The sequence below is a fragment of the Nocardia sp. NPDC102475 genome, from assembly GCF_055584605.1.
On the sequence record NZ_JBVJLS010000032.1, the window covers coordinates 68,212 to 93,449 of the forward strand.

The 25,238-nt window shown below is 66.6% G+C and carries 24 protein-coding genes and 1 pseudogene; 6 read left to right on the forward strand and 19 right to left on the reverse strand.

Annotated features, from left to right (window positions below):
- Window positions 1–111 precede the first annotated feature (111 nt).
- The 3 genes from ACZ60G_RS38600 to dapA all read right to left on the reverse strand — a co-directional run bounded on the left by ACZ60G_RS38600 (window position 112) and on the right by dapA (window position 3,753).
- Window positions 112–738, reverse strand: coding sequence for a TIGR03085 family metal-binding protein (locus ACZ60G_RS38600; protein ID WP_465816849.1), 627 nt, complete (start codon window positions 736–738; stop codon window positions 112–114).
- Window positions 739–797: 59 nt separating this feature from the next.
- Window positions 798–2,777, reverse strand: a complete 1,980-nt coding sequence (locus tag ACZ60G_RS38605) for a ribonuclease J (RefSeq protein ID WP_465816850.1) — start codon at window positions 2,775–2,777, stop codon at window positions 798–800.
- A gap of 67 nt (window positions 2,778–2,844) precedes the next feature.
- On the reverse strand, window positions 2,845–3,753 hold the full coding sequence (dapA, locus tag ACZ60G_RS38610; protein ID WP_465816852.1) for a 4-hydroxy-tetrahydrodipicolinate synthase: 909 nt from the start codon (window positions 3,751–3,753) through the stop codon (window positions 2,845–2,847).
- A gap of 147 nt (window positions 3,754–3,900) precedes the next feature.
- On the opposite strand from dapA, the gene ACZ60G_RS38615 reads away from it, so the two are divergent.
- Both ACZ60G_RS38615 and ACZ60G_RS38620 read left to right on the forward strand, forming a co-directional pair.
- Window positions 3,901–4,347 carry a toxin-antitoxin system HicB family antitoxin gene (locus tag ACZ60G_RS38615; RefSeq protein WP_465816854.1) on the forward strand — a complete coding sequence of 149 codons (447 nt, stop codon included), beginning with the start codon at window positions 3,901–3,903 and terminating at the stop codon, window positions 4,345–4,347.
- Window positions 4,348–4,391: 44 nt separating this feature from the next.
- Window positions 4,392–4,478 (forward strand): annotated as a pseudogene (locus ACZ60G_RS38620) (hypothetical protein); the annotation flags it as partial.
- Window positions 4,479–4,529: 51 nt separating this feature from the next.
- Here the strand turns inward: ACZ60G_RS38620 and ACZ60G_RS38625 are convergent.
- From ACZ60G_RS38625 to ACZ60G_RS38660, 8 genes are all read right to left on the reverse strand, one after another.
- On the reverse strand, window positions 4,530–5,729 hold the full coding sequence (locus ACZ60G_RS38625) for a winged helix-turn-helix domain-containing protein (RefSeq protein ID WP_465816855.1): 1,200 nt from the start codon (window positions 5,727–5,729) through the stop codon (window positions 4,530–4,532).
- Between the two features lie 31 nt (window positions 5,730–5,760).
- Entirely contained in the window at window positions 5,761–6,774 is a 1,014-nt protein-coding gene (locus ACZ60G_RS38630) for a hypothetical protein (protein WP_465816857.1), read from the reverse strand.
- Window positions 6,767–7,960 carry an ATP-binding protein gene (locus tag ACZ60G_RS38635; RefSeq protein WP_465816859.1) on the reverse strand — a complete coding sequence of 398 codons (1,194 nt, stop codon included), beginning with the start codon at window positions 7,958–7,960 and terminating at the stop codon, window positions 6,767–6,769. Before ACZ60G_RS38635 ends, ACZ60G_RS38630 begins: the two co-directional genes overlap by 8 nt.
- An 89-nt stretch (window positions 7,961–8,049) precedes the next feature.
- Window positions 8,050–8,733: a response regulator transcription factor gene (locus ACZ60G_RS38640; RefSeq protein WP_465816885.1), complete on the reverse strand. Its 684-nt coding sequence runs from the start codon at window positions 8,731–8,733 to the stop codon at window positions 8,050–8,052.
- 117 nt (window positions 8,734–8,850) lie between these two features.
- The gene (locus ACZ60G_RS38645; RefSeq protein WP_157124579.1) at window positions 8,851–9,303 is read right to left on the reverse strand and encodes a flavodoxin family protein; all 453 of its coding nucleotides are present in this window, start codon (window positions 9,301–9,303) and stop codon (window positions 8,851–8,853) included.
- 610 nt (window positions 9,304–9,913) lie between these two features.
- Window positions 9,914–10,432 (reverse strand): hypothetical protein, encoded by a 519-nt coding sequence (locus ACZ60G_RS38650; RefSeq protein WP_465816860.1) that lies wholly within the window; start codon window positions 10,430–10,432, stop codon window positions 9,914–9,916.
- The gene (gene dapB / locus ACZ60G_RS38655; RefSeq protein WP_465816861.1) at window positions 10,429–11,175 is read right to left on the reverse strand and encodes a 4-hydroxy-tetrahydrodipicolinate reductase; all 747 of its coding nucleotides are present in this window, start codon (window positions 11,173–11,175) and stop codon (window positions 10,429–10,431) included. Before dapB ends, ACZ60G_RS38650 begins: the two co-directional genes overlap by 4 nt.
- 91 nt (window positions 11,176–11,266) lie before the next feature.
- The gene (locus tag ACZ60G_RS38660; protein WP_465816863.1) at window positions 11,267–11,677 is read right to left on the reverse strand and encodes a MarR family winged helix-turn-helix transcriptional regulator; all 411 of its coding nucleotides are present in this window, start codon (window positions 11,675–11,677) and stop codon (window positions 11,267–11,269) included.
- A 59-nt stretch (window positions 11,678–11,736) separates the two neighbouring features.
- Between ACZ60G_RS38660 and ACZ60G_RS38665 the strand changes: the two genes are divergently transcribed.
- Window positions 11,737–12,183: a MarR family winged helix-turn-helix transcriptional regulator gene (locus ACZ60G_RS38665; protein ID WP_465816865.1), complete on the forward strand. Its 447-nt coding sequence runs from the start codon at window positions 11,737–11,739 to the stop codon at window positions 12,181–12,183.
- Between the two features lie 42 nt (window positions 12,184–12,225).
- Here ACZ60G_RS38665 and ACZ60G_RS38670 read toward each other — a convergent pair whose 3' ends face one another.
- Window positions 12,226–13,332: a zinc-binding dehydrogenase gene (locus ACZ60G_RS38670; RefSeq protein ID WP_465816867.1), complete on the reverse strand. Its 1,107-nt coding sequence runs from the start codon at window positions 13,330–13,332 to the stop codon at window positions 12,226–12,228.
- 216 nt (window positions 13,333–13,548) lie between these two features.
- Between ACZ60G_RS38670 and ACZ60G_RS38675 the strand changes: the two genes are divergently transcribed.
- Entirely contained in the window at window positions 13,549–13,947 is a 399-nt protein-coding gene (locus ACZ60G_RS38675) for a VOC family protein (RefSeq protein WP_465816869.1), read from the forward strand.
- Window positions 13,948–13,956: 9 nt separating this feature from the next.
- Here ACZ60G_RS38675 and ACZ60G_RS38680 read toward each other — a convergent pair whose 3' ends face one another.
- The 3 genes from ACZ60G_RS38680 to ACZ60G_RS38690 form a co-directional block, all read right to left on the reverse strand.
- On the reverse strand, window positions 13,957–15,357 hold the full coding sequence (locus ACZ60G_RS38680) for a pentapeptide repeat-containing protein (protein WP_465816871.1): 1,401 nt from the start codon (window positions 15,355–15,357) through the stop codon (window positions 13,957–13,959).
- 117 nt (window positions 15,358–15,474) lie between these two features.
- Complete coding sequence (locus ACZ60G_RS38685) at window positions 15,475–16,332, reverse strand: SDR family NAD(P)-dependent oxidoreductase (protein WP_465816873.1); 858 nt, start codon at window positions 16,330–16,332, stop codon at window positions 15,475–15,477.
- Window positions 16,329–17,033, reverse strand: coding sequence for an SDR family NAD(P)-dependent oxidoreductase (locus ACZ60G_RS38690; RefSeq protein ID WP_465816887.1), 705 nt, complete (start codon window positions 17,031–17,033; stop codon window positions 16,329–16,331). The genes ACZ60G_RS38685 and ACZ60G_RS38690 overlap by 4 nt, the downstream gene beginning before the upstream one ends.
- Before the next feature lie 282 nt (window positions 17,034–17,315).
- On the opposite strand from ACZ60G_RS38690, the gene ACZ60G_RS38695 reads away from it, so the two are divergent.
- Complete coding sequence (locus ACZ60G_RS38695) at window positions 17,316–17,855, forward strand: helix-turn-helix transcriptional regulator (protein ID WP_465816875.1); 540 nt, start codon at window positions 17,316–17,318, stop codon at window positions 17,853–17,855.
- 11 nt (window positions 17,856–17,866) lie between these two features.
- Here ACZ60G_RS38695 and ACZ60G_RS38700 read toward each other — a convergent pair whose 3' ends face one another.
- Complete coding sequence (locus ACZ60G_RS38700; protein WP_465816889.1) at window positions 17,867–19,102, reverse strand: MFS transporter; 1,236 nt, start codon at window positions 19,100–19,102, stop codon at window positions 17,867–17,869.
- Between the two features lie 79 nt (window positions 19,103–19,181).
- Between ACZ60G_RS38700 and ACZ60G_RS38705 the strand changes: the two genes are divergently transcribed.
- Complete coding sequence (locus ACZ60G_RS38705) at window positions 19,182–19,511, forward strand: ArsR/SmtB family transcription factor (protein ID WP_465816877.1); 330 nt, start codon at window positions 19,182–19,184, stop codon at window positions 19,509–19,511.
- A gap of 1 nt (window position 19,512) precedes the next feature.
- Here the strand turns inward: ACZ60G_RS38705 and ACZ60G_RS38710 are convergent, their stop codons facing one another.
- The 3 genes from ACZ60G_RS38710 to ACZ60G_RS38720 all read right to left on the reverse strand — a co-directional run bounded on the left by ACZ60G_RS38710 (window position 19,513) and on the right by ACZ60G_RS38720 (window position 24,734).
- Window positions 19,513–21,048, reverse strand: a complete 1,536-nt coding sequence (locus tag ACZ60G_RS38710) for a tetratricopeptide repeat protein (protein WP_465816879.1) — start codon at window positions 21,046–21,048, stop codon at window positions 19,513–19,515.
- 21 nt (window positions 21,049–21,069) lie between these two features.
- The gene (locus ACZ60G_RS38715; RefSeq protein ID WP_465816881.1) at window positions 21,070–22,380 is read right to left on the reverse strand and encodes a M16 family metallopeptidase; all 1,311 of its coding nucleotides are present in this window, start codon (window positions 22,378–22,380) and stop codon (window positions 21,070–21,072) included.
- 80 nt (window positions 22,381–22,460) lie between these two features.
- Window positions 22,461–24,734 carry a polyribonucleotide nucleotidyltransferase gene (locus ACZ60G_RS38720; RefSeq protein WP_465816883.1) on the reverse strand — a complete coding sequence of 758 codons (2,274 nt, stop codon included), beginning with the start codon at window positions 24,732–24,734 and terminating at the stop codon, window positions 22,461–22,463.
- Between the last annotated feature and the right edge of the window lie 504 nt (window positions 24,735–25,238).

The window sequence follows — 25,238 nt, forward strand, 5'->3', positions numbered from 1 at the left end:
CCGGGCCGGAAGTAAAGAGCTAGGCAGCTTTTGGGCGTTCCCGATGAGTACCCATGTGCGTACGAAATCAGTCGTCGCGAAAATCGGTCGCTCTTGGCGTGTCGGCCCTGATCACAACGAGCGATCCGCCTCGAGGACAGCCCGCACATCCGCCGGATCACCCGCGGTTTCGATCCGGACCTCATCGCGGCCGAAGGCGTGCAGCAGCAGTTCTGAGGGCTTGCCGGTCAGTATCACCTGCGCCGTCGCGGACTTCGTATGCACCACGGCCCGCCTGCCGTCGGGGGTGGCCAGTTCGACGGTGACCGGCGCTTTGCGATAGGCCATCCGGCCCATGCGCCGCAGCGCCGACCACAGCTGGTCCTCCTCGGCCGCGGAGAGGTCACGCGGCTCCCAGCCGGGTTCGCCGCGGCGCACATCCTCGTGATGGACGAACATCTCGGTCAGATTGACGACGGCATCGAGCGGTTTGAGCGGCGACCACCACGGCGGGCCGGAGCGCACATCGGCGAGCAGGTCCGGGAATGGCCGCCGCGCCGCCTTGGCCTGCACCGACGCCAGATATCCGGCGAACGGTTTCAGCATGATGCCCGGCGACGCGTCCGGGCGGCGTTCCCGAACTACCAAGTGCGCGGCCAGATCTCGCACCGTCCAGCTGCCGCACAGCGTGGGCGCGTCCGGCCCCACCGCGGACATCGTGTCCACCAGTGCCCGACGTTCCCGTTGCGCCATGCTCATCTGCCGAACATATCGGATGCGGAGTCGGCGCGGCAGTCCGACTCCGACGGACGTGGGTGTCAGACGCCAATGACCGTCGGCACGATCATCGGGCGGCGACGGTAGGTCTCGGCCACCCAGCGGCCGACCACCCGCCGCACACTCTGTGCGATGCGGTGGGTCTCAGTGACGCCCTCACCGGCCAGTCGCAACAGTTCGGCCTCGACGAGTTCCGCGGCATCGACGAGTGCGGTCGGATCATCGGAGAACCCGCGTCCGCTGATCTCGGGCGTGCTGACAGCCTTACCGGTGGTCGAGTCGACCGCGAGGGTGATCGAGATGAACCCGCCCTCACCGAGGACCAGCCGATCCGAGAGCGTCGATTCACCGACATCACCGACCGAGAGTCCGTCGACATACACATGTCCGACCGGCACGCGCCCCACGATCGAGGCGATCCCGTCGACCAGGTCCACCACCACGCCGTCCTCGGCGAGCACCACCCGATCCTCCGCCACACCGGTCGCCACGGCCAGTGCGGCATTGGCGCGCAGATGCCGCCATTCGCCGTGCACCGGCATGGCATTGGTGGGCCGCACCGCGTTGTACAGGTACAGCAATTCGCCCGCGGACGCGTGTCCGGAGACGTGCACCTTCGCATTCTGCTGAGTGATCACCGTGGCGCCGAGCCGGGACAGTCCGTTCACCACCGCGAATACCGAATTCTCATTGCCCGGAATCAGCGAGGAGGCCAGCACCACTAGATCGTCGGCGCGGATATTGATCTGGCGATGTTCACCGCGCGCCATCCGCGACAGCGCCGACAGCGGTTCGCCCTGCGAGCCGGTCGAGATGAGCACCAGCCGATCGCCCGGCAGGGTCGCGGCGACATCGAGATCGACGACCACACCGTCGGGCACCGTCAGATAGCCCAGTTCCTGCGCGATCTCCATATTGCGCACCATCGAGCGACCGACGAAACACACTCGCCGCCCGTACTTCTGAGCAACATCGACCACCTGCTGGATGCGATGCACATGGCTGGCGAACGAGGCGACGATCACCCGGTGCCTGGCCTTGCCGATCACCGTATCCAGAACGCCGCCGATTTCGCGTTCCGGCGTGACGAAGCCCGGCACCTCGGCATTGGTGGAGTCCACCAGGAACAGGTCGACGCCCTCGTCGCCGAGGCGGGAGAAACCGGCCAGGTCGGTGAGTCGACCGTCCAGGGGCAGCTGATCGAGTTTGATATCCCCGGTGTGCAGCACGACACCGGCGGGCGTACGGATGGCGACGGCAATGGCATCGGGAATCGAGTGGTTGACCGCGAAGTACTCGCAGCCGAACGGGCCGTGCGTGGTGTGCTGGCCCTCGATCACCTCGACGAGCTTGGGACGCTGCCGGTGCTCGCGGCATTTCGCGGCCACCAGCGCGAGGGTGAATTTCGAACCGACGACCGGGATATCGGCCCGCAGGCGCAGCAGGAACGGCACCGCGCCGATGTGGTCCTCGTGGCCGTGGGTGAGCACGATGGCTTCGACATCGTCCATCCGGTCCTCGATGGGCCGGAAGTCGGGCAGGATCAGGTCGACGCCGGGCTGCTGATCCTCCGGGAACAGCACGCCACAGTCGACGATGAGCAGTTTGCCGCCGTATTCGAAAACGGTCATATTGCGGCCGATTTCGCCGATGCCGCCCAGGGCGAAGACACGCAGACCATTCTTGGGCAGCTTCGGCGGGGCACCGAGCCGGTCGGCTAACGCCCGCTCGACAGGAGCCGACACCGGTTGCTCACCACGTCCGCGACCGCGCTGCTGACGGCCGCGAGCCGGTCTGCGGGGCTGCTCGGCCGGGGCCTTCAGCGCGGCCTTTTTCGCGGGGGCCTGCTCTGGTGCGGCCTGCTTGGACGCGGTGTCGGACTGCGCTAGATCGCCGACGTCGGATTGCGCCGTCCGATCGGACTTTTCGGTGCTGGCCGGTGGACGCTGCGGGGCGGGTTCTGGTGCGCCCGCCCGCCGGGTCGCGGTCCGGCGGGGGCGACGACCTGCTGCTTCAGTCATGACTGCACCTCACTACTGGTCGGTTCGATCATGTCTGACAATGCGGTGATTCTGATTCGCTCACTCCTCATGAAAGCACCCCTGCCAGCCGGAGGTCGGCGGCGAGGACATCGAGTTGTTCGGTGGTCGGCATCAATTGCGGCAGGCGCGGCTCGCCGGCATCCACACCGAGCAGACGCAACCCGCCCTTGCTCATCGCGACGCCACCAAGTCGCGACATCGCGGCGTTCAACGGCAGCATGCCCACATTGATCTCGCGAGCGCGCACCACGTCACCCGCGGTGTAGGCCTCAAGCAAGGCGCGCAGCCGCTCGGGCACGAGATGTCCGATGACACTGATGAATCCGGTTGCGCCGACCGACAGCCACGGCAAGTTCAGCGCGTCGTCACCGGAGTAGAAGGCCAGATCGGTATTCGCGATGAGATCCGCGCCCGCGTTCAGATCGCCCTTGGCATCCTTGACCGCGACGATGCGCGGATGTTCGGCGAGTTTGCGAATAGTGTCGCTGGCAATGGGAACCACCGAGCGCGGCGGAATGTCGTACAGGGTGACCGGCAGATCGGTGGCATCTGCGACGGCGGTGAAATGCGCGATCAGGCCGTCCTGGGTGGGCCGGGAGTAGTACGGGGTCACCACGAGCAGGCCGTGCGCGCCCGCACGCTGGGCATTGCGGGCGAGTTCGATCGAATGCGCGGTGTCATAGGTGCCCGCGCCCGCGATCACAGTGGCGCGAGCGCCGACGGCATCGACGACGGCGCGCAGCAGATCCGCCTTCTCCGATTCGGTGGTGGTCGGCGATTCCCCGGTGGTACCGGAAATCGCCAGCAAATCGACGCCGCGGTCGACCAGGCGGGCCGCGAGCGCGACTCCGGCATCGACATTGAGCTTGCCGTCGGCACCGAAGGGAGTCACCATCGCGACACCTACCGTGCCGGACGCGCGCAGCTCCGTAGGCGTCGATTCACCGTTCGTCATGGTCAGAAAGGCTACCCGCTCCCGGGAACAGCCTCGACACCCTCATCGCCGAACGGCCTGCCCCGGCGAGTGATTCACCTCGCAGTACCCGATCTTGATGTCAAATCCGCCCTTGAATGATGCCATGAATGGCGTCACAATGATGTCATGGATTTGAACAAATACACCGCACAGCTACGCGAGGACCTTATCGCGGCCGCCGCGCTCGGCGACGAAAAGACCCAGGCTACCGCCGCCGCCCTGGCCGCTGCGACCGAGAGTTCGGCACGATTGGCGCTGCTCGCGGCGCTATCGGACCTCGCCGCGGAGGTCAGCGCAGAGCTCGGCGACCGCACGGTTCACGTCTCGGTGGACGGCACCGACGCCACCGTCGACGTCCGAAAGAATCCGGCGACGGAAAACGAGCATCCGACGATCGAGGAGATGACCGGCGATATCAGCCGAGTCACCCTGCGGATGGTCGAGCAATTGAAGGCCAAGGCCGAGGAAGCCGCTGCGGCCAGCGGGGTTTCGCTGAACTCGTGGCTGTCGAATGCTGTCAGCGGTGCACTGCGCGACCAGATGCGCGGATACGGACCCAAGCGCGACATCTGACTTGGATACACTTCGGGTACCGCCAACTATTGCAAGCGGGCCCGGTGGCTGATTCGATCGCGGACCGACAGGCGTTCAGCCTGGACTGTCGCCGCACGCCGGAGCACCGGTTTCCAGCCGCCCACGATGACGCGCTCAACGGTTACCTGTGGTTACTCGCTCGCGGACACGCCCGGGCATGTTCACAACAGCGGCGCGAGATCGCCGCGATCGCCGATCACCACCTCGTCGAGTTCGAGCCAGTCGGCCATCTCACGCAGTGCGTCGGTGAGTGCCCGCGCCGTCTCCGGACTACTGTGGCCCGGTTCGGCGAAGGCACCCGGCACCAGCAGCCTGCTCGACGCCCGCTCGGCACGTAGGTCGACGCGTCCCACGAGTTCTCCGTTCAGGAGGAACGGAAATACGTAATACCCGTGCACCCGTTTGGGTTCCGGCGTGTAGATCTCGATTCGGTAGTGGAAGTCGAAGATCCGCTCGGTGCGGGTCCGGAAGAAGATGAGCGGATCGAAAGGGCACAGCAAGGCCGCGCCCTCGATTCGGCGCGGTGTCGAGGCACCGGCGCGCAGATAGGCGGGTTTACCCCAGCTCGCCACCTCGACCGGTTCCAACTCTCCCGCATCGACCAACTCCGCGATGGCCGGTTCGGTTTGTGAGCGATGCAGGCGGTAGTAGTCGCGCAGGTCGGTCTCGGTCGCGACGCCGAGTGCGGTGGCCGCGCGCAGCACCAATTCCCGTACCGCCTCGGCCTCGGATACATTGCGCGCCAAGATCTCCGGCGGGATCACTCGCTCGGCCAAGTCGTAGTGGCGGGTGAACCCGACCCGCTTGTCGACCGAGAGTGCACCTGCCGCGAACAGCGCCTCGCAGATCATCTTGGTGTCGCTGAGATTCCACCACGAGCCCTTCGGGCGCGGCTTGTCCAGCTCGAGGTGGCGCTCCACCTCACCGGCGGTGGCAGCGCCGACCTCGGTGATGACGTCGAGAATGCCCTTGCCGAGGGTGGGATTGCGTTCGGTCACCCGGCGCATGCCGCTCCAGCGCCCGTGTTCGTATTTCCGCATCCGCCAGCGCATGAGCGGCCAGTCCTCGACCGGGATCAGTGCGGCCTCGTGCGCCCAGTATTCGACCAGCCGCCGCGGGCGGCGCACACCATTGCTCCAGGCGGCATCGTCGAGCACCGTTCGGTCGTAACCGCCGATCCGGCTGAAGACCGGCGCATAGTGCGCGCGCACCACCGCCGATACCGAATCCAGTTGCAGCAGTTGGGTTCTGCCGAGCACATCGAGAATCGTCCGCCGGGTCGGCGCGGCCGGTTTCCGCCGCCCGAAACCCTGCGCGGCCAGCGCCGTCCGACGCGCCGCGACCGCACTCATCGTCCGCATGATCACGACAATGCCATGGGGGTACGACAGGTTACGTCGAGACCGAGACCTCGCCCGCGGTATCGATCTCGGTGCGCCGATCCCGCTCCGGTGCGTTCGCCAGGACCGTGGCCAGTACCCGTCGGCCCATCGGCAATACCCGAACAGTCACCGAACCGGCATTGGCCGCATCCAATTCCCGGGTCGCCGATTCGATCACCTGCTGGCGCACCCATTTCGGCACCCCGGCGAATCCACCATCGTCGAGCAGCACCACCTCGACCCCGCGCGAACGTGCGCCGCGGGCGGCACTGCTCAATTCGTCGGTCACCAATTGCGGTGCGCGCAGACCGTCCCGGAGTTCGGCCTCCAGCAGCCTGCACTCTTCGCGTTCGCCCGCGGTGAGTTCGGCGCCGTCGGCGATGCGTTCCAGAATCGGCCGGGCCACCTTGTCGAGCCGGGCCAGCTGCCGATCCCGTTCGCCGTTCTGCGCGGCCATGGTCGCCTCGGCGGCCGCGCGCATGGTGGCCTCCTCGCGCAGCAGCCGCAGCGAGCGCTGCATCGGCCGCATGACCGCCGCGCCGATCGAGACGCCGGCAACCGTGGCGATCGGCACGATGGATCCGACCACCACCCGCAGGCCGTTCGTCGCGGCGACCACCGCGATCACCGCCGCGATGCCCGCGACACCGCACCACGCCGCACCCAACCGGCCGCGGACCACCAGCACCGCGAGCACATAGGACGAAGCGAATGCGGTCCAGACCTGCTTGGACATGCCGTGGTCGATACTCACGGTGGTCAACGCCGCCGCGATCGGACCGGCCGCGGCCACCGCGATGGCGGCGGGCAGCGGCAGCGGATCGACCGGGATCACCAGGACCAGCACTCCGGCACCGGCCACCAAAACCAGCGCGGTGGCGGCCAGCAGCAGCGGCGATTCGGCGAAATTGCGGACCATGTACAGCAGGATCGTGGCCTCGAAGATGACCAGGAAGAGCCAGGCCGACCGGTCCCGCAGCCCGAGCAGATCGCGTAGGCCGAATTCGTTATCGGTATCAGCCATCGCCACCCCAGACCAAGGTCACCGTGGTCCCCTCCCCCGGTTGGGATTCCACGAATCCGGCGCCGCCGGCCAGCTGACGCATCCGGCCGAGGATGCTGACCGAGACGCCGAGCCGATCGGCGGGCACCCGGTCCAGATCGAAACCCGCGCCGTTATCGCGGAATACGACACGGATACCGCCCGCACTGATCGTCACCGTGACGGTGCGCTGCACGGTGCGGCCCGCAACGGTGGCGTGGCGCAGACTATTTCGCGCCGCCTCGGCCAGGGCGGCGGCAATGGTGCCCGCCGCGTGCACCGGTAGGCGCAGGTCATCGAGTCCGGCCCAGCGGCGCGCGGTGAATCGGATGCCCGGATTCACCTCATGGATAGCCGAGCGCAGGAAGCCGATCGCCGATTGCGCGTCCAGTCGGTCGGGTTCGGTATTGGTGCCGCGACATTCGTCGAGTTGTTCCAGCGTGCGTTCGGCCTGACCGCGCAGCACCGGCGATTCGGCACCCGCCCGCGAGGCGTCGAGCAGGGTCGACAGCACGGCGTCGTGGATCAATGCGGCGAAGCGGGCGCGCTCGCGATCGCGTGCCGCGGCACCTGCCACGGCGGCCGCGCGGCGGCTCGCGATCACCGATTCCCGGTCCACCCGCGCGGCCGCCGCGAGTGCGTAGACGCAGCACCACAGGAACAGTGCGCACAGGCCGGCGGCCCTGGCGAAATCGCCGATCAGCGACCAGACCGTCGCATCGGGCAGCACATACCGGTTCGCCACTGCCGCGGTAGCAGCGCCGACCAGGAGATAGCAGGTTGCCAGCGCCGGACGCCAGGCCAGTACGGCCGCCAGCACGCCGAGCGCGATCACCCGATACATCCATACCGATGTGGTGTCGGTCAACGGCACGGCATAGATGAACGGCATGGTCGTAAGCGCCGCAAGATAACTCAGCGCGGCCGCACCGGCCACCACGCGAATCGCCCTGCGGCCCATGGTGAACGAGACGACGGCGAGCACCGGGAACCAGCCGAGCGCCACGCCGACCACCAGGCTCGCCCATGGGCCGGAGACGAATTTGGCCTGGTCGGCGATGTCGGGTAATTCGACGATCGCGACGATCACACCGGCGATTCCGACGGCCAGGCCCATCCGGCGCAGAATGCGATCCGAGGCCGCTTCGATAATCTTCTCCCTGGACACCGCGGTCCGCCCACGGCGCCACCGACTCGCCCGGAACGGGTCGGCAGAGGTCGCAGTGGTTATCGAGGTGTCCAGCGCGCTGGACGCGGTCATCCGCGGGGATGCCGCTCGGGAACCGGTAGCCATCCGTCCTCTACCGCCCGCTTGTAGAGGTCGGTCTTGGTGGGAGCCGGACGACCCGCGTCGGCGTACTTCTGCCGGATGCGCCCCAGATAATCGTTGACGGTCTGTTCGGACAGACCCGTCAGCCGCGCGACGCGGGAGGCCTTCTCACCGGAGGCGTAGAGGGTGAGTACCTCTTCCTGGCGCGGGCTCAGACCGACATCGGACAGTTGCGGATCGCCGTCGATGGCAGCGGCCCAGTCGGTGGTCACCACCAGCTCACCCGAGGCCGCGCGGCGCACCGCCGCGACCACCGTCGGCACATCCTCGGATTTGCGCACCACGCCGAGCACACCGGCCTTCGCCGCGGCGCGCACCAGGAACGCGTTATCCGCGCCGGTGAATACCAGAACCTCGACGCCGCGGTTACGCAGAGCGCGCACGTTGCCTTCGGGCGAGGATCCGTCGGCCAGTCGCAGATCGAGCACGACCAGGTCCAGCGGGGCGCTGTTCGCCGCCGCCGCAAGCAGCTCCGGTACGGTACCCGCCGTCAGCACCAGATCGAGATCGGGTTCCGGCGCCAGCATCGCGGCAAGCCCGATAGCCACCGATTCGTGGTCTTCGACCAGCCCGATCCGGCGCGGCGCTGTTTCGCCCCCTTCGGCCCACATCACCTCGATACTCCGTTCCCGAGCAAACTCGTCACATCCCCGCCGCTACAACATCGCCTCGTAGTATGCCCGGATCCGCCGGATACCGGTCAGACACCAAAATTCGGGGGACGCGCATTACCCCATGAGCTGCGCCGCGACGGTCGCGCCGAGTTCCCAGCACTGCTGGATCTCCTCCTTGCCGGGCGCGCCCATCACGATGACCGGCGCGGCAACCTGCTCCCAGCCGAGTCCGGTGGTCACGCTTCGCACGCCCCGCTCGGCCCCCTCGGTGCCTTCATTGCCGTGCAGATAGAAGCCGAACGGCCGACCGCGCGTCGAATCGAGGCACGGGTAGTAGAACGTGTCGAACGCATGCTTGAGCGCGCCGGACATGTAGCCCAGATTCGCCGGGCTACCGAGCAGATAACCATCGGCCGCCAACACATCGCTCGCCGTGACCGCGAGCGCGGCCCTGCGCTCGACCTCCACCCCCTCGATCTCCGGATCCGTCGCGCCCGAGACCACCGCCTCGAACATCGCCTGCATATGCGGTGACGGAGTGTGATGAATGATCAGCAGCCGTGGCACATCCAGCAGCGTACTGCCGCCTTGAACTCGAGTCGGATTTAAGGCCCTCGGCTATTGACTGGCGACAAAATAGGAGGAAAATAAAGGTTTACACCAGAAAACCGGAAGTGCCGAACTGTCGGCGGAGACGTCCAAAGGCATGGGAGACACTTTCGAGGATCTGGCCAGGCCCCCGGCAAGCCAGTCGAATATCGGAGCTGTCAGCGACGACTGAAACTCATGAATTCGATGGAGACTACCGGGGACTGATCTGTGTGGGGGTTCTTTTGCTCGAGGGCCTGTTCCCGAGGGCTCAAATCGCGAGCGCCTTCGATTCCAGCTATTCGGGCGACATCCGGACGTATCCCCATGACGCACATATCGCGCCCACGACAATGCACTGATGGCGCAGCCTTCTCGACGTTTGCCTGCACCACTACATGGTGATCATCCATCCAGGCTCTAGCTTGCTCGGCGCGCGCGGGGTCGGCGACAGGGGCGAGGAATCGCTCGGCACAGGACATCGAAGCCCACGAGAATGCGCTGGTGGCGGGGGCTTCCTTGGGTTTGGGTGCGCCAGTGCATGGTGATCGGCTGACCGGATTCGGGGTGGCCCCGATGCGGCGATGGGTCAGGGGGTGTGGTCCAGTTTTTCCAGGGCTACTGCGCGGCGCATGGTTTCGCGGGCTCGGGTGCGGTCGCCGGCGTAGTCGTAGGCGCGAGCCAGGCGGTAGGAGACGCGCCAGTTGTCAGGGTCGGCCTCCCATTCCTGTTTGACCTTGTTGAAGAGTTCGTCCGCGGCGGCTCGTTCGATGCGGCCGGACGGGCGGCGCGGGAGGTTCGAGGTGTCGAGTTCGAGGCCCTCGTCGTGGATGCGGCGGGCCAGGTGTTGGTGCGCCAGGGCCGCGCGGACGGTGGCGACGACGATCCAGACGCCGAGCAGCGGCAGGATCAGGACACCGATGCCGATGACGACGGCCGCGAGGTCGCCGGAAGCGATGAGGCTGAGCGCGATGCGGCCGAGCAACACGAAGTAGAAGCCGAGCACGACGACCAGAGCCGCGATGAATGCGACGACCTTGCGGACATCGGTGCCGCGCGCGTCGGTGTCCGAGCCCTGGTCTTCCGGCTGGACCGGTTCCTGTGTCACAGATCCAGGAACGGGTCGAGCCCGACGGTCAGGCCTGGGCGATCGGCGATCTCGCGGACGCCGAGCAGTACGCCGGGGGCGAAGGAGGAGCGGTCGATCGAATCGTGGCGGATGGTGAGGGTTTCACCCTGGGTGCCGAAGAGCACCTCCTGATGTGCGACGAGTCCGGCCAGGCGCACCGAATGCACCCGCACGCCGTCGACATCGGCACCGCGCGCGCCCTCGAGTTCCTGGGTGGTCGCGTCGGGGCTGCGGCCGACTCCGGCCTTGTCCCGTGCGGCGGCGATCAGGCCCGCGGTGCGATATGCGGTGCCCGAGGGCGCGTCGACCTTGTTCGGGTGATGCAGTTCGATGACCTCGACCGAATCGAAGAACCGCGCCGCCTGCTCGGCGAACCGCATGGACAGCACGGCGCCGATGGCGAAGTTCGGGGCGATGAGCACACCGGTCTCCGGCCGCCCGGCCAACCAGCCGCGCACCTCGTCCAGGCGCCCCTCATCGAATCCGGTGGTCCCGACGACCGCGTGAATTCCGCGTTCCACCAGGAACTTCAGATTCCCCATCACCACATCGGGATTGGTGAAGTCGACGACCACCTGCGTGCCCGACTCGGTGAACGACTCGAGCGAATCATCCTTGTCGACGGTCGCGACCAACTCCAGATCGTCGGCCGCCTGCACCGCCGCACAGATCGCCTGACCGACTTTCCCCCGCGCACCGAGCACTCCGACCCGAATGGTCACCGCACCTCCTAATTCCACCAACGACCCCGCCAGCCTATCGACCCCGCTCCCCTTCCGGTCCGCTGACCTCCGGTGATCGGCGACACGCGGCTCAGGCGCCGACCATATTCTCGGCCATCCGCTCCAGCAGGCGAACGGTCTCGACGTACTGGTCGTCGGTGATGCCGTCGAGCATGGCGCGGCGGCGCTTGCCGATCAGGGTGAAGGCTTGGTGGTGGGTGGTGCGGCCGGTGTCGGTCAGGGCGAGGGTGCCCGAATCGTCGCTGACGTCACCGCGATCCACCAGCTGCGCGAGTTGGATGCCCCACTCCGAAGGGTCGTTCCAGAAGGGGGCGAGGCCGTCACGGACGTCGGCGGCGTGGCGGGGGCCTTCGGCGAGTGAGTTGAGGATCTGCCAGTGGCGGCGGGTCAGACCGGACGCGGCGAGATCGTCCTCGAAGCGGGCGTCGATCCGGCGGTCGAGTTCCTTGAGCCAGTAGCCGATCGGACGTGGTGCTGCCATCGTTCCTCCAAAGAATGTAGAATTACAACTACATGTAATATGACATGAAAGTAGGCCCGATGGAAGAGCGCGATGCGGTGACCGCGGCCGTCGAGGCGGCGATGGTGCGGATCCGGCGCCGGCAGACCCGCGGGGCACTCGGCAAAGATTCGCCGATACCGATCGCGGTGTTCCAGGTGCTGGATGCGGTAGCAGGCGCGAATGCGGACACCGTCGGAACCCTGGCCCCGGCCTTGGGCGTCGATCAGCCACGTGCGAGTCGCCTTGTCGCCCAGGCGGTTTCATCCGGCCTCCTGGAGCGGGTGGCGGATCAGCAAGACGGCAGGCGAGCCGTCCTGCGACTGGCCCCCGCCGGACGCGCCGCCGTAACCGCGGCACGCGACGGCCGCCGAAGCGCCATGGCAGCCGCGATGGCGGACTGGACCGACCGTGAGCGCGCCGAATTCGCCCGCCTGCTCGGCCGATTCGTCGACGCACTCGACCAACACCCCGGTCCGCGCAATTGAAAACCCTGCACAGACCGCACGAGAGGATGAAGTACCGCCGCGCTAATCGAACACAATGACCTGCCGCAGCGCATGCCCGGCAGCGAGCTCATCCATGGCGCGGTTGATTTCGTCCAATCCGACGTGCGAGGAAACCAGCTTCTCGACGGGCAACCGACCCTCGCGCCACATCCGAACATACTCCGGGATATCGCGGGAGGGCACCGCCGAGCCCAGGTAGCTGCCGATGATGGTGCGGCCTTGCGCGACCAATGCGAGGGGCGAAATGCTCGCACGGGCATCGGGGGCAGGCAGTCCGACGGTGACGGTTGTACCGCCGGGTCCCGTTGCGGCAATGGCGGTTTCGAAGGCGCGGACATTGCCCGCGGCCTCGACCACGATCTCCGCCTGGATGCCCTGTTCCGCGAGTTCGGCCGGTGTATATGCGGCGCTCGCGCCGAGTTCCTTTGCGAGAGCAAGCTTTTCCGGCACGGTATCGACGGCGATCACCGCGTGCGCGCCGAGTGACACCGCGACGAGCACCGCCGCCATGCCGACGCCGCCGAGCCCCACGACCATGATCCGATCTGCCGCACCGGGTTTCGCGGAGTTGAGCAGCGCACCACCACCGGTGAGCACCGCGCAGCCCAGTACCGCGGCAACCTCCGGCGGGACGTCGGCATCGACCGGAACCACCGATCGGCGATCCACGACGGCGTGCGTCGCGAAAGCGGACACGCCGAGGTGATGATGCACCTCCGCACCCCCGCGGTGCAGCCGCCGCCCACCGCTCAATAGCTCACCCGCATTGTTGGCAACGCTGCCCGGCCCACACGGCGTGCGGCCGTCACTGGCACAGCCCGCGCACTCCCCGCAGCGCGGCAGGAATGTCATCACCACGCGCTGCCCCACCGCGAGATCACTGCCACCCGGCCCGATCGCTTCGACGATGCCCGACGCTTCGTGCCCGAGCAGCATCGGCACCGGTCGCACCCGGTTTCCGTCCACCACCGACAGGTCGGAATGACACAGCCCGGCGGCCTCGATCCGCACCAGCAGCTCACCCGCCCCCGGCTCCCCCAGATCCAGCTCACAGACGGTGATCGGCGCCGACTCGGCGAACGGCGTGGGCGCTGCGATCCGCTCCAGGACCGCCCCTCGAATCTTCATTCCACGACGCTACCGCGCAGCGTCACAGACAGACCAACATGGCCCGCATCACTCGGGGGTGGCACCATGGAGCGCGATTGGCTAACCTCGACGCCCGTGACGGTGCTCCCGTAGGCCGCCTTGTACCGAGCCCGGGGTCGGGACCGTCACGACACAAGGAGAAATCCCCTGGCCCACCCGTCACCCGACCACCACCCCTCACGGAATCGCTCCGCGATGCCCTCTGTCCAGTTCAATCACACCATTGTCGGCTGTCGCGACAATCGGGTGTCCGCCGAATTCTGGTCGGACATCCTGGGTTTGGAACTAGGAAAAGAGTGGGGCCCGTTCATACCATTGCCGACGGGTAATGGAGTCACATTCGACTTCGCGAACGTGCCACCGCACATCACCGAAATCCAGCCCCAGCATTACGCATTCCTGATCTCCGAGGCCGAGTTCGACGCGGCCTACGCCAAGATCCAGCGCTACAAACTGGAGCATTGGGCCGACCCCCGACAACAGGGCGTCAACGAGATCAACCACAACGATGGCGGTCGCGGCGTCTATTTCCTCGACCCCAGCGGTCACTTCATGGAACTGATCACCGTCCCCTACGGTGGTTGGCCGACGTAACCCGCCCCGTCACGCTGTGGCGGTCGGCGGCCATGGATTCGGTTTGACGCTGGTCGGTTTGCGGGTGGGCACGTCATCCCAGTCGAAATGCGTGCCCACCCAGGCCTTCGGTCGATCGAAGTGGATTTCCTGGGCAACGAAGCGCGTGCCCAGGAAAGAGATATCGCCGAAGAAGTCGCCCTCGGTGAAGTCGACCGAGCGTCCGCCGAGCGCCGCCTGCGGGAACCTGACACCACCATGGAATTCGGCCTGAGAGAAATTCGTTTCGCGAGTGCCTCTGTTGCGTAGTCGATTCAGCGCGCCGATCTTCGCTTCGTCGAAGGCGGTAAGCGTGGCGTAGAACTGCGTGGACTTGAATGTGATACGGGAGCTTGTGAATTCGGCGCGGTCGAAGGCAACGTGCTCGCCGTCCAGGACGGCACGCTCGAACGAGGTCAGCTCGGCCCGGAACTTCGTGTCCTGGAACGAGGTTCGAGAACCGACGAAGCGAGCTCCGGCGAAGGTGGTGCGTGGACCGATGAAGCCGACGCCCTCGAACGACACCGAGCCCTCGAAGGTGACACCGGCGAAGGTGGTTCCGAATCCTGCCAATTCGGCCTTCTCGACGCGATGCGAACCGAACTCCGCCCCGGCGAACGACACCGCGCCGTCCCGGAAGGTCGCATCGCGGAACGTGACGTGCGGACCCACGAACAGGGCCCGCTCGAACATGGTTTTGTCGCTGAACACCGCGCGCGCGAAGGACGTATGCCTGCCCGCGAATACGGCGTACCGGAAGTCGGCCTTCTCGATGACCGCACCGTTGAAGGTGAAGTCACATGCCGACCAGGAGACGTCCGCGGACCGCTTCAGATGGTCGGCGATCACCTTGACAATGGTCCGGCGCACCTCGCGATCATTCTGCCGGAAGTGGTAGACCCGTTCGATCTTGGTGCCCGCCTCATCGGCCGATTCAGCCCGCGAGACAAGATGGTCGGATCCACCGGCCGCGTCATAGGGCAGCCGCAAATACCCGCACAGCACATCGATGCACTGCTGCCTGCGACTCGGCGCCGAAAACTCGTCGGCTACCCCCGCCATCGCATACACCCCGGCGATCCGAACAGCCGGGTCCGCATCCCCCAACTGCCGCGCCGCCGCCCCGAACAACTCCGCGAACCGCCCGCGCTCCAGATCCCGCTGCCGCCGATACGCCACCACCAGCGCGACCGCTCCGCCAACCCCGGCGGCCACCGACAGCGCGATCTTGGTGAGGTCCAACTGATTCGGCGTCTCGGCCTTCGCACCCAAGAGCCACCACAACAACCACCAGGTCAGCCCGGCAATCACCAATCCACCGACAACCACACCCGCCACCGCGAACAACAGGGCCGCGCGGTGTAGTCGGTTGGCCAACCGCCCCCATCGCATCCCCGCATGGTAGCCGGATTGTCGCTCGCCGACTACCCCGGACGGATCAGCTACCCCTGCGCCCCTTACCTTTTCGACTGCGCTTCATGATGCGCGGCGGGGCGGCCGATCCGGCGGTCACGGTAGCTCGGTCACGCGCGGCTCCCGTTCGAACCGGCCGCGCAATTGTTCGGTCACCTCCCACAGCCGCCGCGCGGTGGCCACGTCGTAAGACTGTGGAGACGACCTGACAGGGTTGAATCTGTTGTAGTACGAACCACTTTCGATGTCGGAGCTGATGGCCAGTTCGATGATCGGCGCCGCCCCCTTGGCCGTCGGAAGCGAAATGGCGTGCATGGCCGCCACCCGCAGGCGGGGAAACTGCCGTCCGAGATCGGAGCGAACCATTCCAGGATGCAATGCGAGGATGGCCAACTCGGGATGCCGACGCTGCAATTCATAGCCGAACAACAGATTTGCCAGTTTGCTGCGGCTATAGGCGATGAACGGATCGTAGTGACGTTCGCTGCCGAGGTCGGCGAAGTCGAGATCTATTGCACCCGAGTGGAACAGCGCCGCGCGATGGCCCTCGGAATTGACATTCACCACTCGCCCGGCCCCGCGCTGCAACAGCGACAGGAGAACGCCGGTCATCGAGAAGGGCGCCAGGTGGTGCACGGCGAAGTTCAGCTCGATACCCTCGGCGGTGACCTCTCGGTCGGGCACCATCACTCCGGCGTTGTTCACCAACGTGTCCACCGTGTCGGTGACCTGGATGATCTGGGCTGCGGCACGGTCGATTCCGGCCGCCGTGGCGACATCGGCGGTGATCACGGTGGCATCCGGCAATTCGACGCGCAACTCGGCGGTGCGGCGCGGGTCACGCCCGATGAGGATCAACCGGTGTCCGTCGCGCGCCAGCCGCCGCACGGCATGCCTGCCCATTCCGGATGTGGCCCCGACGAAGACGATGGTTCGCGATCCCGATGCGCTCATGCCGCACCCGCCACACGAGATGCCGAGCGCAGCCCGTAGACGGCGGAGATCACGCGTTCGCGCAGCGATACTGGCAGGTGGACCAGCAGCGCGAAAGTGCGGACTCCGGTTCCCGCGGCGTAGTGCCGCTTGGGCTTTCGCGTCGTCACCGCCTGCACCACCGCTCGCGCGACCGGACCGACCGGACCGAGTCGCATGCGTTCACCGGCCGCCGCCACGGCGTCGAGCTGGCTGCGGTAGAGCGCGATGCGCTCCGGATCGGACTCGGAGAACGCTTGCTGTGCACCAAGTTCCGCTTTGGCGAAGATCTCCGTGCGGGTGCCACCCGGCTCAACGAGAACCACCGGAATATTCCAGGCGGACAGTTCCAGCCGCAGTGCATTCGACCATGAGGCCAGAGCCGCCTTACTGGCCGAAATGGGCGCCATGAACGGTATCGGGAGGCGCGCGGTCGGCGCACTGATATTGACGATGCGGCCTCGGCCCGCACGCACCAGCGGCAGAAACTCTCGGCAGACGTAGGCCGGGCCGAGTGTGTTCACGTCGAACTGGCGGCGCAGCCGATCGGGCGTTACCAGCTCGAGCGGCCCCTGCACGATGATTCCGGCGTTGTTGATCACCGCGTGCAGCCCCTCGGAGCCGACCTGCTCGGCGACTGCGGCAGCTGCGCGGGCCACACTGTCGGGATCGGTGACATCCATTGCCACCGAGCGAATTTCGGCGAACTCATGACTGGGTGCGGTGGAGTGCACACCCGCGTAGACGGTGTAGCCCGCTGGATCAGCAGATCGGTGACCGCGGCGCCGATGCCGCCGGTGGACCCGGTAATGAAGACATTGCCCTGACCGTGTTTCGGCACGGCTCCTCCAGATGTTCGAATCAACATGTTACTTTGAACAGGTGAATGCGAAGGAAGCCTCTCAGATGCCTATCGACATGTCAATAGGAACATGTCGACACGAACATAATGCGGGTGATCAACCGTGTCGCTGAGGCATGCCCTGCTGGGACTACTCGCCGAAAACCCGGCGAGCGGCTGGGATCTGAGCCAGCGATTCGACGAGGTGCTGGGTTCGGTTTGGCCCGCCGGGCATCCACAGATCTACAGCGAGCTGCGCAAATTGCAGGAGAACGGATTCATCGCCGTCGACGCCGAGGGCCCGCGCGGACGCAAGGACTACCGGATCACCGAGGCGGGCCTGACCGAGGTCAGGCGCTGGCTGACCGAGACCGAGGTAGACCACACCATTCGATTGGAACCGCTGCTGCGTTCGGTGTTCTTCTGGCTGATGACACCCGAACAGGTAGCCGAGCACCTCGACCGCGAGGCCGCCTACTACCACGGCCTCGCGGAGAACTACCGCAAGATCGCCGCCGCCAAAGACCGCGGCGAATACGGTCGAAGCCCGCAGACGGATTCGCTGCGCATCGCCGCCGAGGCCGGAATCCGGCTGTCCTCGGCCCTCGGCGAGTGGGCGGACTGGACCAAAGCGCGTCTGTCGCAGGAGTCGCCAAACGAGTAACGCCGAATCGGCTACCCCTGCGCCCCTTGCGTTTTCGCTTCCTGATTCCGGCGCAGTCCGAGCCCCGCCGCCACCAGGCACGCGAAGGCGACCGCACCGACGAACCATGGGAACACCTCGCTCAGACCCCATTCGGTGGCCGCCCAGCCGGCGAGAATGGTCGGCAGCGCCATGGCGGTGTAGGCGAGCAGATAGTACGCCGACATGGTCTCGCCGCGCTTGTGTTGCGGCACAACCTCGGACAGATGCCGTAGCGAACCGCCGAAGCCGAGTCCGAAGGTCGCGCCGAGTAATACTCCGGCCAGCAGCACCACTACCCAGTTGCCGGTGTGCAATGCGGGCACGGTGAGCACCAGTGCCACCGCCATGCCGGTATCGCCGCCGATTGCCGCGCGCCGCGCCGGAATTCCGGTCGCGAAGAGCTGAGCCGTGGCACCGGCCACCGCGGTCGACGCGACGACCGCGCCACCGAAGACCAGATTGTGGATGCCGGTCTCCGCCGAGGCGAGCGACGGATACAGCGACAGCAGCACGCCGAGCACCGACCAGGCCGCCATGACACCCAGCGCGGAGAACCAGAAGTCACCGCGAATCTCCTGCGGCACAGCTGGTTTCGCGATCGTGATGCGTCCGGCGATCCGAGCGGTATGCGGTTCCCGCAAGGCGATGACACCGACGCCGATGAGCAGGCACACCATCGTGACGACGACATACGGCATGCGCAACGGGTGCGGCGCGTACTGCGCCAGCAATGCCGAGCCCAGAATCGCCACGGCCATACCGACATTGAAGGCAACACCACTGAGCTGACCGGACCGCGCACCGTGCTTCGGCCGCAAATCCAGCAGTGCCGCAGCCCCGGCGACCACCGTCGACCCGACCGCCAGCCCGTGCAGCGCCCGCGCAACCAACAGCATCGCGACATTGTCGGCCAACAGGAACACCACCAGCCCGATGATCATGGTGGCGATTGCGCCGAGCAGCACCGGCTTGCGACCGACCACATCGGAGATGCGACCGGAGACCAGCACCGCGACCAGCGCCGCGAATGCGTATACCGCGAAGACGAAGGTCGTCGTGAGCGGCGTGAAATGCCATTCCTTCTGGTACATGCCGTACAGCGGCGCGGGCACCCCGGAGACGCCGAGCGCCACCCCACTCGCCGCCAGAATCAGCGCATAGGCCCAGCGCTGAGAGGTCTGCTGGTCGGCCGCCACCGTCATTGTCGCTGCCATCGGAACCCCGATCAGGTAAGTTTGATGATGATCGAACTTCAATAGACGATACAGCCGGTACGATAACCATCAAACCACTGTGAGGTAGATCATGACCGAAACTAAGGAATCGGCCACCGAGGCGCCTCCGGTCGCCTCGTTACCCGCCGTGCTCGGCGCCCTGCAGGATCCGGTGCGGCTGGAGATGGTGCGACGGCTGAGCAATGCGGGCACCGCCGTGCGCTGTGGTGCGCTCTATGAGGTGATCAACAAGTCGACCGCCACCCATCACTTCAAGATTCTGCGCGAAGCCGGTGTCATCGAGCGACTGATTATCGACGGGCAGACCTGCCAGCGCCTGCGCTCCGACGACCTCGACAATGCCCTGCCCGGATTGCTGCCCTCGATCGTCGAGGCGGCGAACCGCGCCCACAGCGACTGACTCAACCCGCGGGTGTCGGCAGCACCGGCGGCGTGAAATGGAACGTCGGAACGGGCGGCGGAGTGAAGTGGAAGGTCGGAACCATCGGCGGTGATTTCGGGGCGGTCGGCACCGGAGTTCGCTCATCGCTGTGGAAGGTCTGCGTGGCGGTCTGGTGCAAACCCCACCAGATCGCGAGCGCCATCAAAGCCGCGACCAACAGCACGCCCCCGACATACGCGTCGAACATCCGCCACCGGTACTCCAGCGCCTGCACCAGCAGAATCTCGAGCAGCAACGTCACAACCGCAATGCCGACGATCGCGACGAACACCCCGAACGCCGCGGGCTGACGAGCCCAATGCCGCAGCGCGGCAAGCATTCCGACGAGCAGCAGCCCGCCGACGACCACGATGATCACGCTCAACAGCGCGAACTCCTCCCCCGCACTGCGATCCGACTCGCCGTCGCGCCGCACGACCCACGCACCGAACAGCAGCAGATGCGCCAGCGCGGCACCCACCACACCGACCAGCACCACGATGTACCCGCCGCGCACATCCTCGGCCGACCAATCCGATCGCAATACCAGCCCACCGATATCGGCGACGAAACTCGACAGCAGCCCGATCACCAACGCCGACAACGCTTCCGGACGCAGCAGCCGCTTGCGCATATATCCCTGCGGCAGCTGACTTCTCAGCTTCCGGAACACGCCGAACCACGCACCGAGCACACCCACGAACAGCACCGGTGTCAGCACCCGCATGCCGCCCCTGGGAATCCACATCGATAGGGAAACCACGGCGGCCGCGAAGAACCACACCCAGGCGGCCAGCCGGATCAGCGCCCGCCACATGATTTCGGCGAGCAGCCGACGCGCGCCCGCATTGCCCGGATTCGAGCCGAGCAGTCCACGCAGCGTCGCGACCGCCTTATCCCTGGTCGCGATGTTCTCGAAGTCCAGCCGCGCGCGGGTCTGCAGCAGTTCGGCATGCGCCGGGTCCTCGGCGAGACCGGCCTCGACGTGGCGTCGGGCCGCATCCGAATCATTTAGTCGCCGATAGGTTTCCGCCGCGTGGGCGTGTGTGCCCGCATGCGCGGGGGCGAGTTGCGTCGCCCGTTCGAGAGCATCGCGGGCTTCGGCTCGTGGTTTATCGGTGGTCGCCGCATCGGCGATCACTCGGGCAAGCACCAGCAGGGCGGCGACATTGTCGGGCGCCAACCGAGTCGCCATGCGCGCGTGCCGTTGCGCTTCGTCACGCATGGTGTAGGCGTCGTAGGCCAGGGCCGCGGTCAGATACGCGTCGATGCGCGCCGGATCGGCGGCGATCGCCGCGGTCGCATAGCGCAGCGCCTCGTCGGTCTGATCGAGTCGATAGGCGATATCGGCCATGCGTTCCAGCAGCACCGGATCGTCCGGTTGCTCGACCAATGCCTCGCCGATGATCCGGCGCGCCTCGTCGAGCCGTCCGAGTTCGACCGCCACCTCGGCACGCCCCAGCGCCGATCCCGTCATATCCACCCCGATCGGATCGGTGCCCGGCGCGAATCGCACCGGCCACCTTGTTGATCTACCTCAGTCCTCGACCAATCGCCGCACCGCGGCGGGCAAGTCCCGGGTGCGCCGGTACGGTCCGGCCACCGAGGCCGCGAACGGCCGCGCCAGCAGGGTACGGGCGATCGCGGAAACCTCATCGGTGGTCACCGCATCGATGCGCGTCAACGTCTCCGAAACGCTGCGGTGGTTGCCGTAACTCAGTTCGCTGCGACCGATCCGGTTCATTCGCGATGCCGAATCCTCCAGGCCGAGCACGAGTCCACCACGCAACGAACCCTTGGCGCGCGCGCATTCCGCGTCGGTAATGCCATTGGCCGCAATCTCTTCCAACACCCCGCGCGCCAATGTCGCCACCTTGCCGAGGTTTTCCGGCTGACAGCCGATGTACACCGAGAACGCGCCGGTATCGGCGAAGGTGTCGACGCTGGAATACACCGAGTACGCCAGTCCGCGTTCCTCCCGAATGCGTTGGAACAGCCGCGAACTCAGACCACCCCCGACCACGGTATTGAGCACCGACAGCGGCCAGCGCCGCTCCCCCTCGTGCCGCCCGAAGGCACGCACGCCGAAGGCCAGATGCGCCTGTTCGCTGTCGCGATGGCACCAGTGCAGCTCAGGTGCGCTGTGCGGCCGGAAGCGGCCCTCGCGACGGCGGGCCGGTTCGGCGGTCGGGTCGAGCCGGAGCGCGAATGCGCGTTGCACCAATTCCACGGTGTGGTCGTGCTCCACATTGCCCGCGACCGCGACGACCATCCGGTCCGGCCGGTAGCGCCGCAGATGGAAGCCGCGCAACTGCGCGGCATTCATCGCCTCGATGGTTTCGATGGAGCCGATCACCGGCCGCCCGATCGGATGATCACCGAAGAGCGCGGACAGGAATGCGTCGCCGACCAGATCCTCCGGATCGTCGTCGCGCATGGCGATCTCCTCGAGCACCACCTGCCGCTCGACGTCCACGTCCTCGGCCCGGCACAGGCCGTTGAGCACGACATCGGAGACCATATCGACGGCCAGCGGCAGATCCTCGTCGAGGACATGGGCGTAGAAGCAGGTCTGCTCTTTCGCGGTGAACGCGTTGAGCTCGCCGCCGACCGCGTCCATCGCCTGCGCGATATCCAGCGCCGAACGCGTCGGGGTCGCCTTGAACAGCAGGTGTTCCAGGAAATGCGCGGCACCCGCGACGGTCGGTCCCTCGTCGCGCGAGCCGACCCCCACCCAGACCCCGATCGACGCCGAACGCACGCCGGGCACATGTTCGGTGACCACGCGCAGCCCGCCGGGTAGTACGGTGCGCCGTACCCCCGCGTCGGTGCCCCGCATCTGGTCCATCCGCAGCTCCAGAGACGAACCCCCCTGCTCGCCGCGGAGCAGAGGGGTTGTCGTCTTCTTCTTCGTCACAGAGACAAGTACTACTCGGTCTCCGCCTGGCCCGCATCAACGGATTCGGCGGCTTCCGGCTCGTCGGCGCTCTCGTCGACCGGCACCAGCGAAATCTTGCCGCGGTTGTCGATATCGGCGATCTCCACCCGCAGCTTGTCGCCGACGTTCACCACGTCCTCGACCTTGGCCACGCGCTTGCCGTTGCCCAGCTTGGAGATGTGCACCAGGCCGTCGCGACCGGGCAGCAGCGAGACGAACGCGCCGAACGCGGTGGTCTTGACGACCGTGCCCAGGAAGCGCTCGCCGACCTTCGGCAGCTGCGGGTTGGCGATGGCGTTGATCTGGTCGATCGCCGCCTGCGCCGCCGGGCCGCTGGTCGCACCGACGTAGACCGTGCCGTCGTCCTCGATGGAGATATTGGCGCCGGTCTCCTCGGTGATCTGGTTGATCACCTTGCCCTTCGGGCCGATGACCTCACCGATCTTGTCGACCGGGATCTTGATCGCGGTGACGCGCGGAGCGTACGGGCTCATCTCGTCCGGAGTGGCGATGGCCTCGGCCATGACCTCCAGGATGGTGGTGCGGGCATCGTGCGCCTGGCTCAGCGCACCGGCCAGCACCTGCGAGGGGATGCCGTCCAGCTTGGTGTCCAGCTGCAGCGCGGTGACGAAGTCCGGGGTGCCCGCGACCTTGAAGTCCATGTCGCCGAAGGCATCCTCGGCGCCGAGGATGTCGGTCAGCGCGACGTAGCGGACCTCGTCCTCGCCCTTGTCGTTCTTGATGGTGTCCGACACCAGGCCCATGGCGATACCGGCGACCGGCGCCTTCAGCGGCACACCGGCGTTCAGCAGCGACAGGGTCGAGGCACAGACCGAACCCATCGAGGTGGAACCGTTGGAGCTCAACGCTTCCGAGACCTGACGGATGGCGTAGGGGAACTCTTCCTGGCTCGGCAGCACCGGGATGAGGGCCCGCTCGGCCAGCGCGCCGTGGCCGATCTCGCGACGCTTCGGCGAACCGACACGACCGGTCTCACCGGTGGAGAACGGCGGGAAGTTGTAGTGGTGCATGTAGCGCTTGGATGTCTCCGGGCCGAGCGAGTCGACCTGCTGGGCCATCTTCACCATGTCGAGGGTGGTGACGCCCATGATCTGGGTCTCGCCACGCTCGAACAGCGCCGAACCGTGGGCGCGCGGGACCACCGCGACCTCGGCGGACAGAGCACGGATATCGGCCAGCCCGCGACCGTCGATGCGGAAACCGTCGGACAGGATGCGCTGGCGCACCAGCTTCTTGGTGACCGAGCGGAATGCCGCGCCCAGTTCCTTCTCGCGACCGGTGAAGTCGTCGGCCAGCCGGTCCAGCACAGCGAGCTTGATCTCGTCGATCTTCGCCTCGCGCTCCTGCTTGTCGGCGATGCTCAGCGCCTCGCCCAGCTCGCGCTTGGCGGTGCCCTCGACGGCCTCGTAGACATCAGCCTGGTACGGCGGGAAGAGCGGGAACTCCTCGGTCGGCTTGGCAGCCAGCGAGGCCAGATCCTGCTGTGCCTTGCACAGGCGGGCGATGAACGGCTTGGCGGCCTCGAGGCCCTGCGCCACCACGGCCTCGGTCGGTGCCTGCGCACCGTCGGCGACCAGCGCGATGACCCGATCGGTGGCCTCGGCCTCGACCATCATGATGGCCACGTCACCGGATTCGACGACCCGACCCGCGACGACCATGTCGAAGACCGCGCCCTCGAGCTGCTCGACCGTCGGGAACGCGACCCACTGGCCGTCGATCAGCGCGACGCGCACGCCGCCGACCGGGCCGGAGAACGGCAGGCCCGAGATCTGGGTGGAGGCGGATGCGGCGTTGATGGCCACGACGTCGTACAGATCGTTCGGGTCCAGGCTCAGCACGGTGACCACGACCTGGATCTCGTTGCGCAGGCCGTCCACGAAGGACGGGCGCAGCGGACGGTCGATCAGGCGGCAGGTCAGGATCGCGTCGGTGGAGGGGCGGCCCTCACGACGGAAGAACGAACCCGGGATGCGCCCCGCGGCGTACATGCGCTCTTCGACATCGACCGTCAGCGGGAAGAAGTCGAACTGATCCTTGGGGTGCTTGCCCGCGGTGGTCGCGGACAGCAGCATGGTCTCGTCGTCCAGGTAGGCGACGACCGAACCGGCGGCCTGGCGGGCCAGACGGCCGGTCTCGAAGCGGACGGTGCGGGTTCCGTAGGTGCCGTTATCGATCAGCGCGACGGATTCGAACACACCGGGTTCGACCTCGATGGCCGAAGATGTAGTTGTTTCAGACATTTTTCTGCTCTCAACCTCTCGTCTTCGCTGGATCGAGCGCCGGGTGGGCGCGATCCAGCTCTCGTCAGCCGTACCGGATACGGACGCGCGGCAACCCTCCTGGCTGCGACGCGCACACCCGGCCGAATCCCCTTGGAAACGGCGACGCGGAGGCGGTCATCGATCGAAGCCCGCCGGCGACTGCTCGCCTGCCGGGAGGCCACTACCGAAGACCGACGCCACGCGGGCGGGTGCATACGGCTGTGCAATGTTGTCGTGCAAACGGGGTGCAACGACCCCTCATACACAAATAGCCAACGGGGAGATTGTACGTCTCCCCATTGGCCACCTGATCGACTGCCTCGGGTAGTCAGTGTGTCGAGACCATCCGTTCCCGACCCGACCACCACGGAGCGAGTCTTACGAGCGACGTTCGCGGCCCGTCTCGCGTCCGAGTCGTCGAAGCGCATGCGACGAAGTCGCGAGTCTCGACGGCTCGGACGCGAGACACCAGGGGGCCGCGAA

Bases quoted from the DNA above. Each gene is read 5' to 3' on its own strand.
- ACZ60G_RS38600 (WP_465816849.1), bottom strand. From the start codon at position 738: ATGAGCATGGCGCAACGGGAACGTCGGGCACTGGTGGACACGATGTCC.
- ACZ60G_RS38605 (WP_465816850.1), bottom strand. From the start codon at position 2,777: ATGACTGAAGCAGCAGGTCGTCGCCCCCGCCGGACCGCGACCCGGCGG.
- dapA (WP_465816852.1), bottom strand. From the start codon at position 3,753: ATGACGAACGGTGAATCGACGCCTACGGAGCTGCGCGCGTCCGGCACG.
- ACZ60G_RS38615 (WP_465816854.1), top strand. From the start codon at position 3,901: ATGGATTTGAACAAATACACCGCACAGCTACGCGAGGACCTTATCGCG.
- ACZ60G_RS38625 (WP_465816855.1), bottom strand. From the start codon at position 5,729: ATGCGGACGATGAGTGCGGTCGCGGCGCGTCGGACGGCGCTGGCCGCG.
- ACZ60G_RS38630 (WP_465816857.1), bottom strand. From the start codon at position 6,774: ATGGCTGATACCGATAACGAATTCGGCCTACGCGATCTGCTCGGGCTG.
- ACZ60G_RS38640 (WP_465816885.1), bottom strand. From the start codon at position 8,733: ATGTGGGCCGAAGGGGGCGAAACAGCGCCGCGCCGGATCGGGCTGGTC.
- ACZ60G_RS38660 (WP_465816863.1), bottom strand. From the start codon at position 11,677: ATGGCAGCACCACGTCCGATCGGCTACTGGCTCAAGGAACTCGACCGC.
- ACZ60G_RS38665 (WP_465816865.1), top strand. From the start codon at position 11,737: ATGGAAGAGCGCGATGCGGTGACCGCGGCCGTCGAGGCGGCGATGGTG.
- ACZ60G_RS38670 (WP_465816867.1), bottom strand. From the start codon at position 13,332: ATGAAGATTCGAGGGGCGGTCCTGGAGCGGATCGCAGCGCCCACGCCG.
- ACZ60G_RS38675 (WP_465816869.1), top strand. From the start codon at position 13,549: ATGCCCTCTGTCCAGTTCAATCACACCATTGTCGGCTGTCGCGACAAT.
- ACZ60G_RS38680 (WP_465816871.1), bottom strand. From the start codon at position 15,357: ATGCGATGGGGGCGGTTGGCCAACCGACTACACCGCGCGGCCCTGTTG.
- ACZ60G_RS38685 (WP_465816873.1), bottom strand. From the start codon at position 16,332: ATGAGCGCATCGGGATCGCGAACCATCGTCTTCGTCGGGGCCACATCC.
- ACZ60G_RS38690 (WP_465816887.1), bottom strand. From the start codon at position 17,033: ATGGATGTCACCGATCCCGACAGTGTGGCCCGCGCAGCTGCCGCAGTC.
- ACZ60G_RS38705 (WP_465816877.1), top strand. From the start codon at position 19,182: ATGACCGAAACTAAGGAATCGGCCACCGAGGCGCCTCCGGTCGCCTCG.
- ACZ60G_RS38715 (WP_465816881.1), bottom strand. From the start codon at position 22,380: ATGGACCAGATGCGGGGCACCGACGCGGGGGTACGGCGCACCGTACTA.
- ACZ60G_RS38720 (WP_465816883.1), bottom strand. From the start codon at position 24,734: ATGTCTGAAACAACTACATCTTCGGCCATCGAGGTCGAACCCGGTGTG.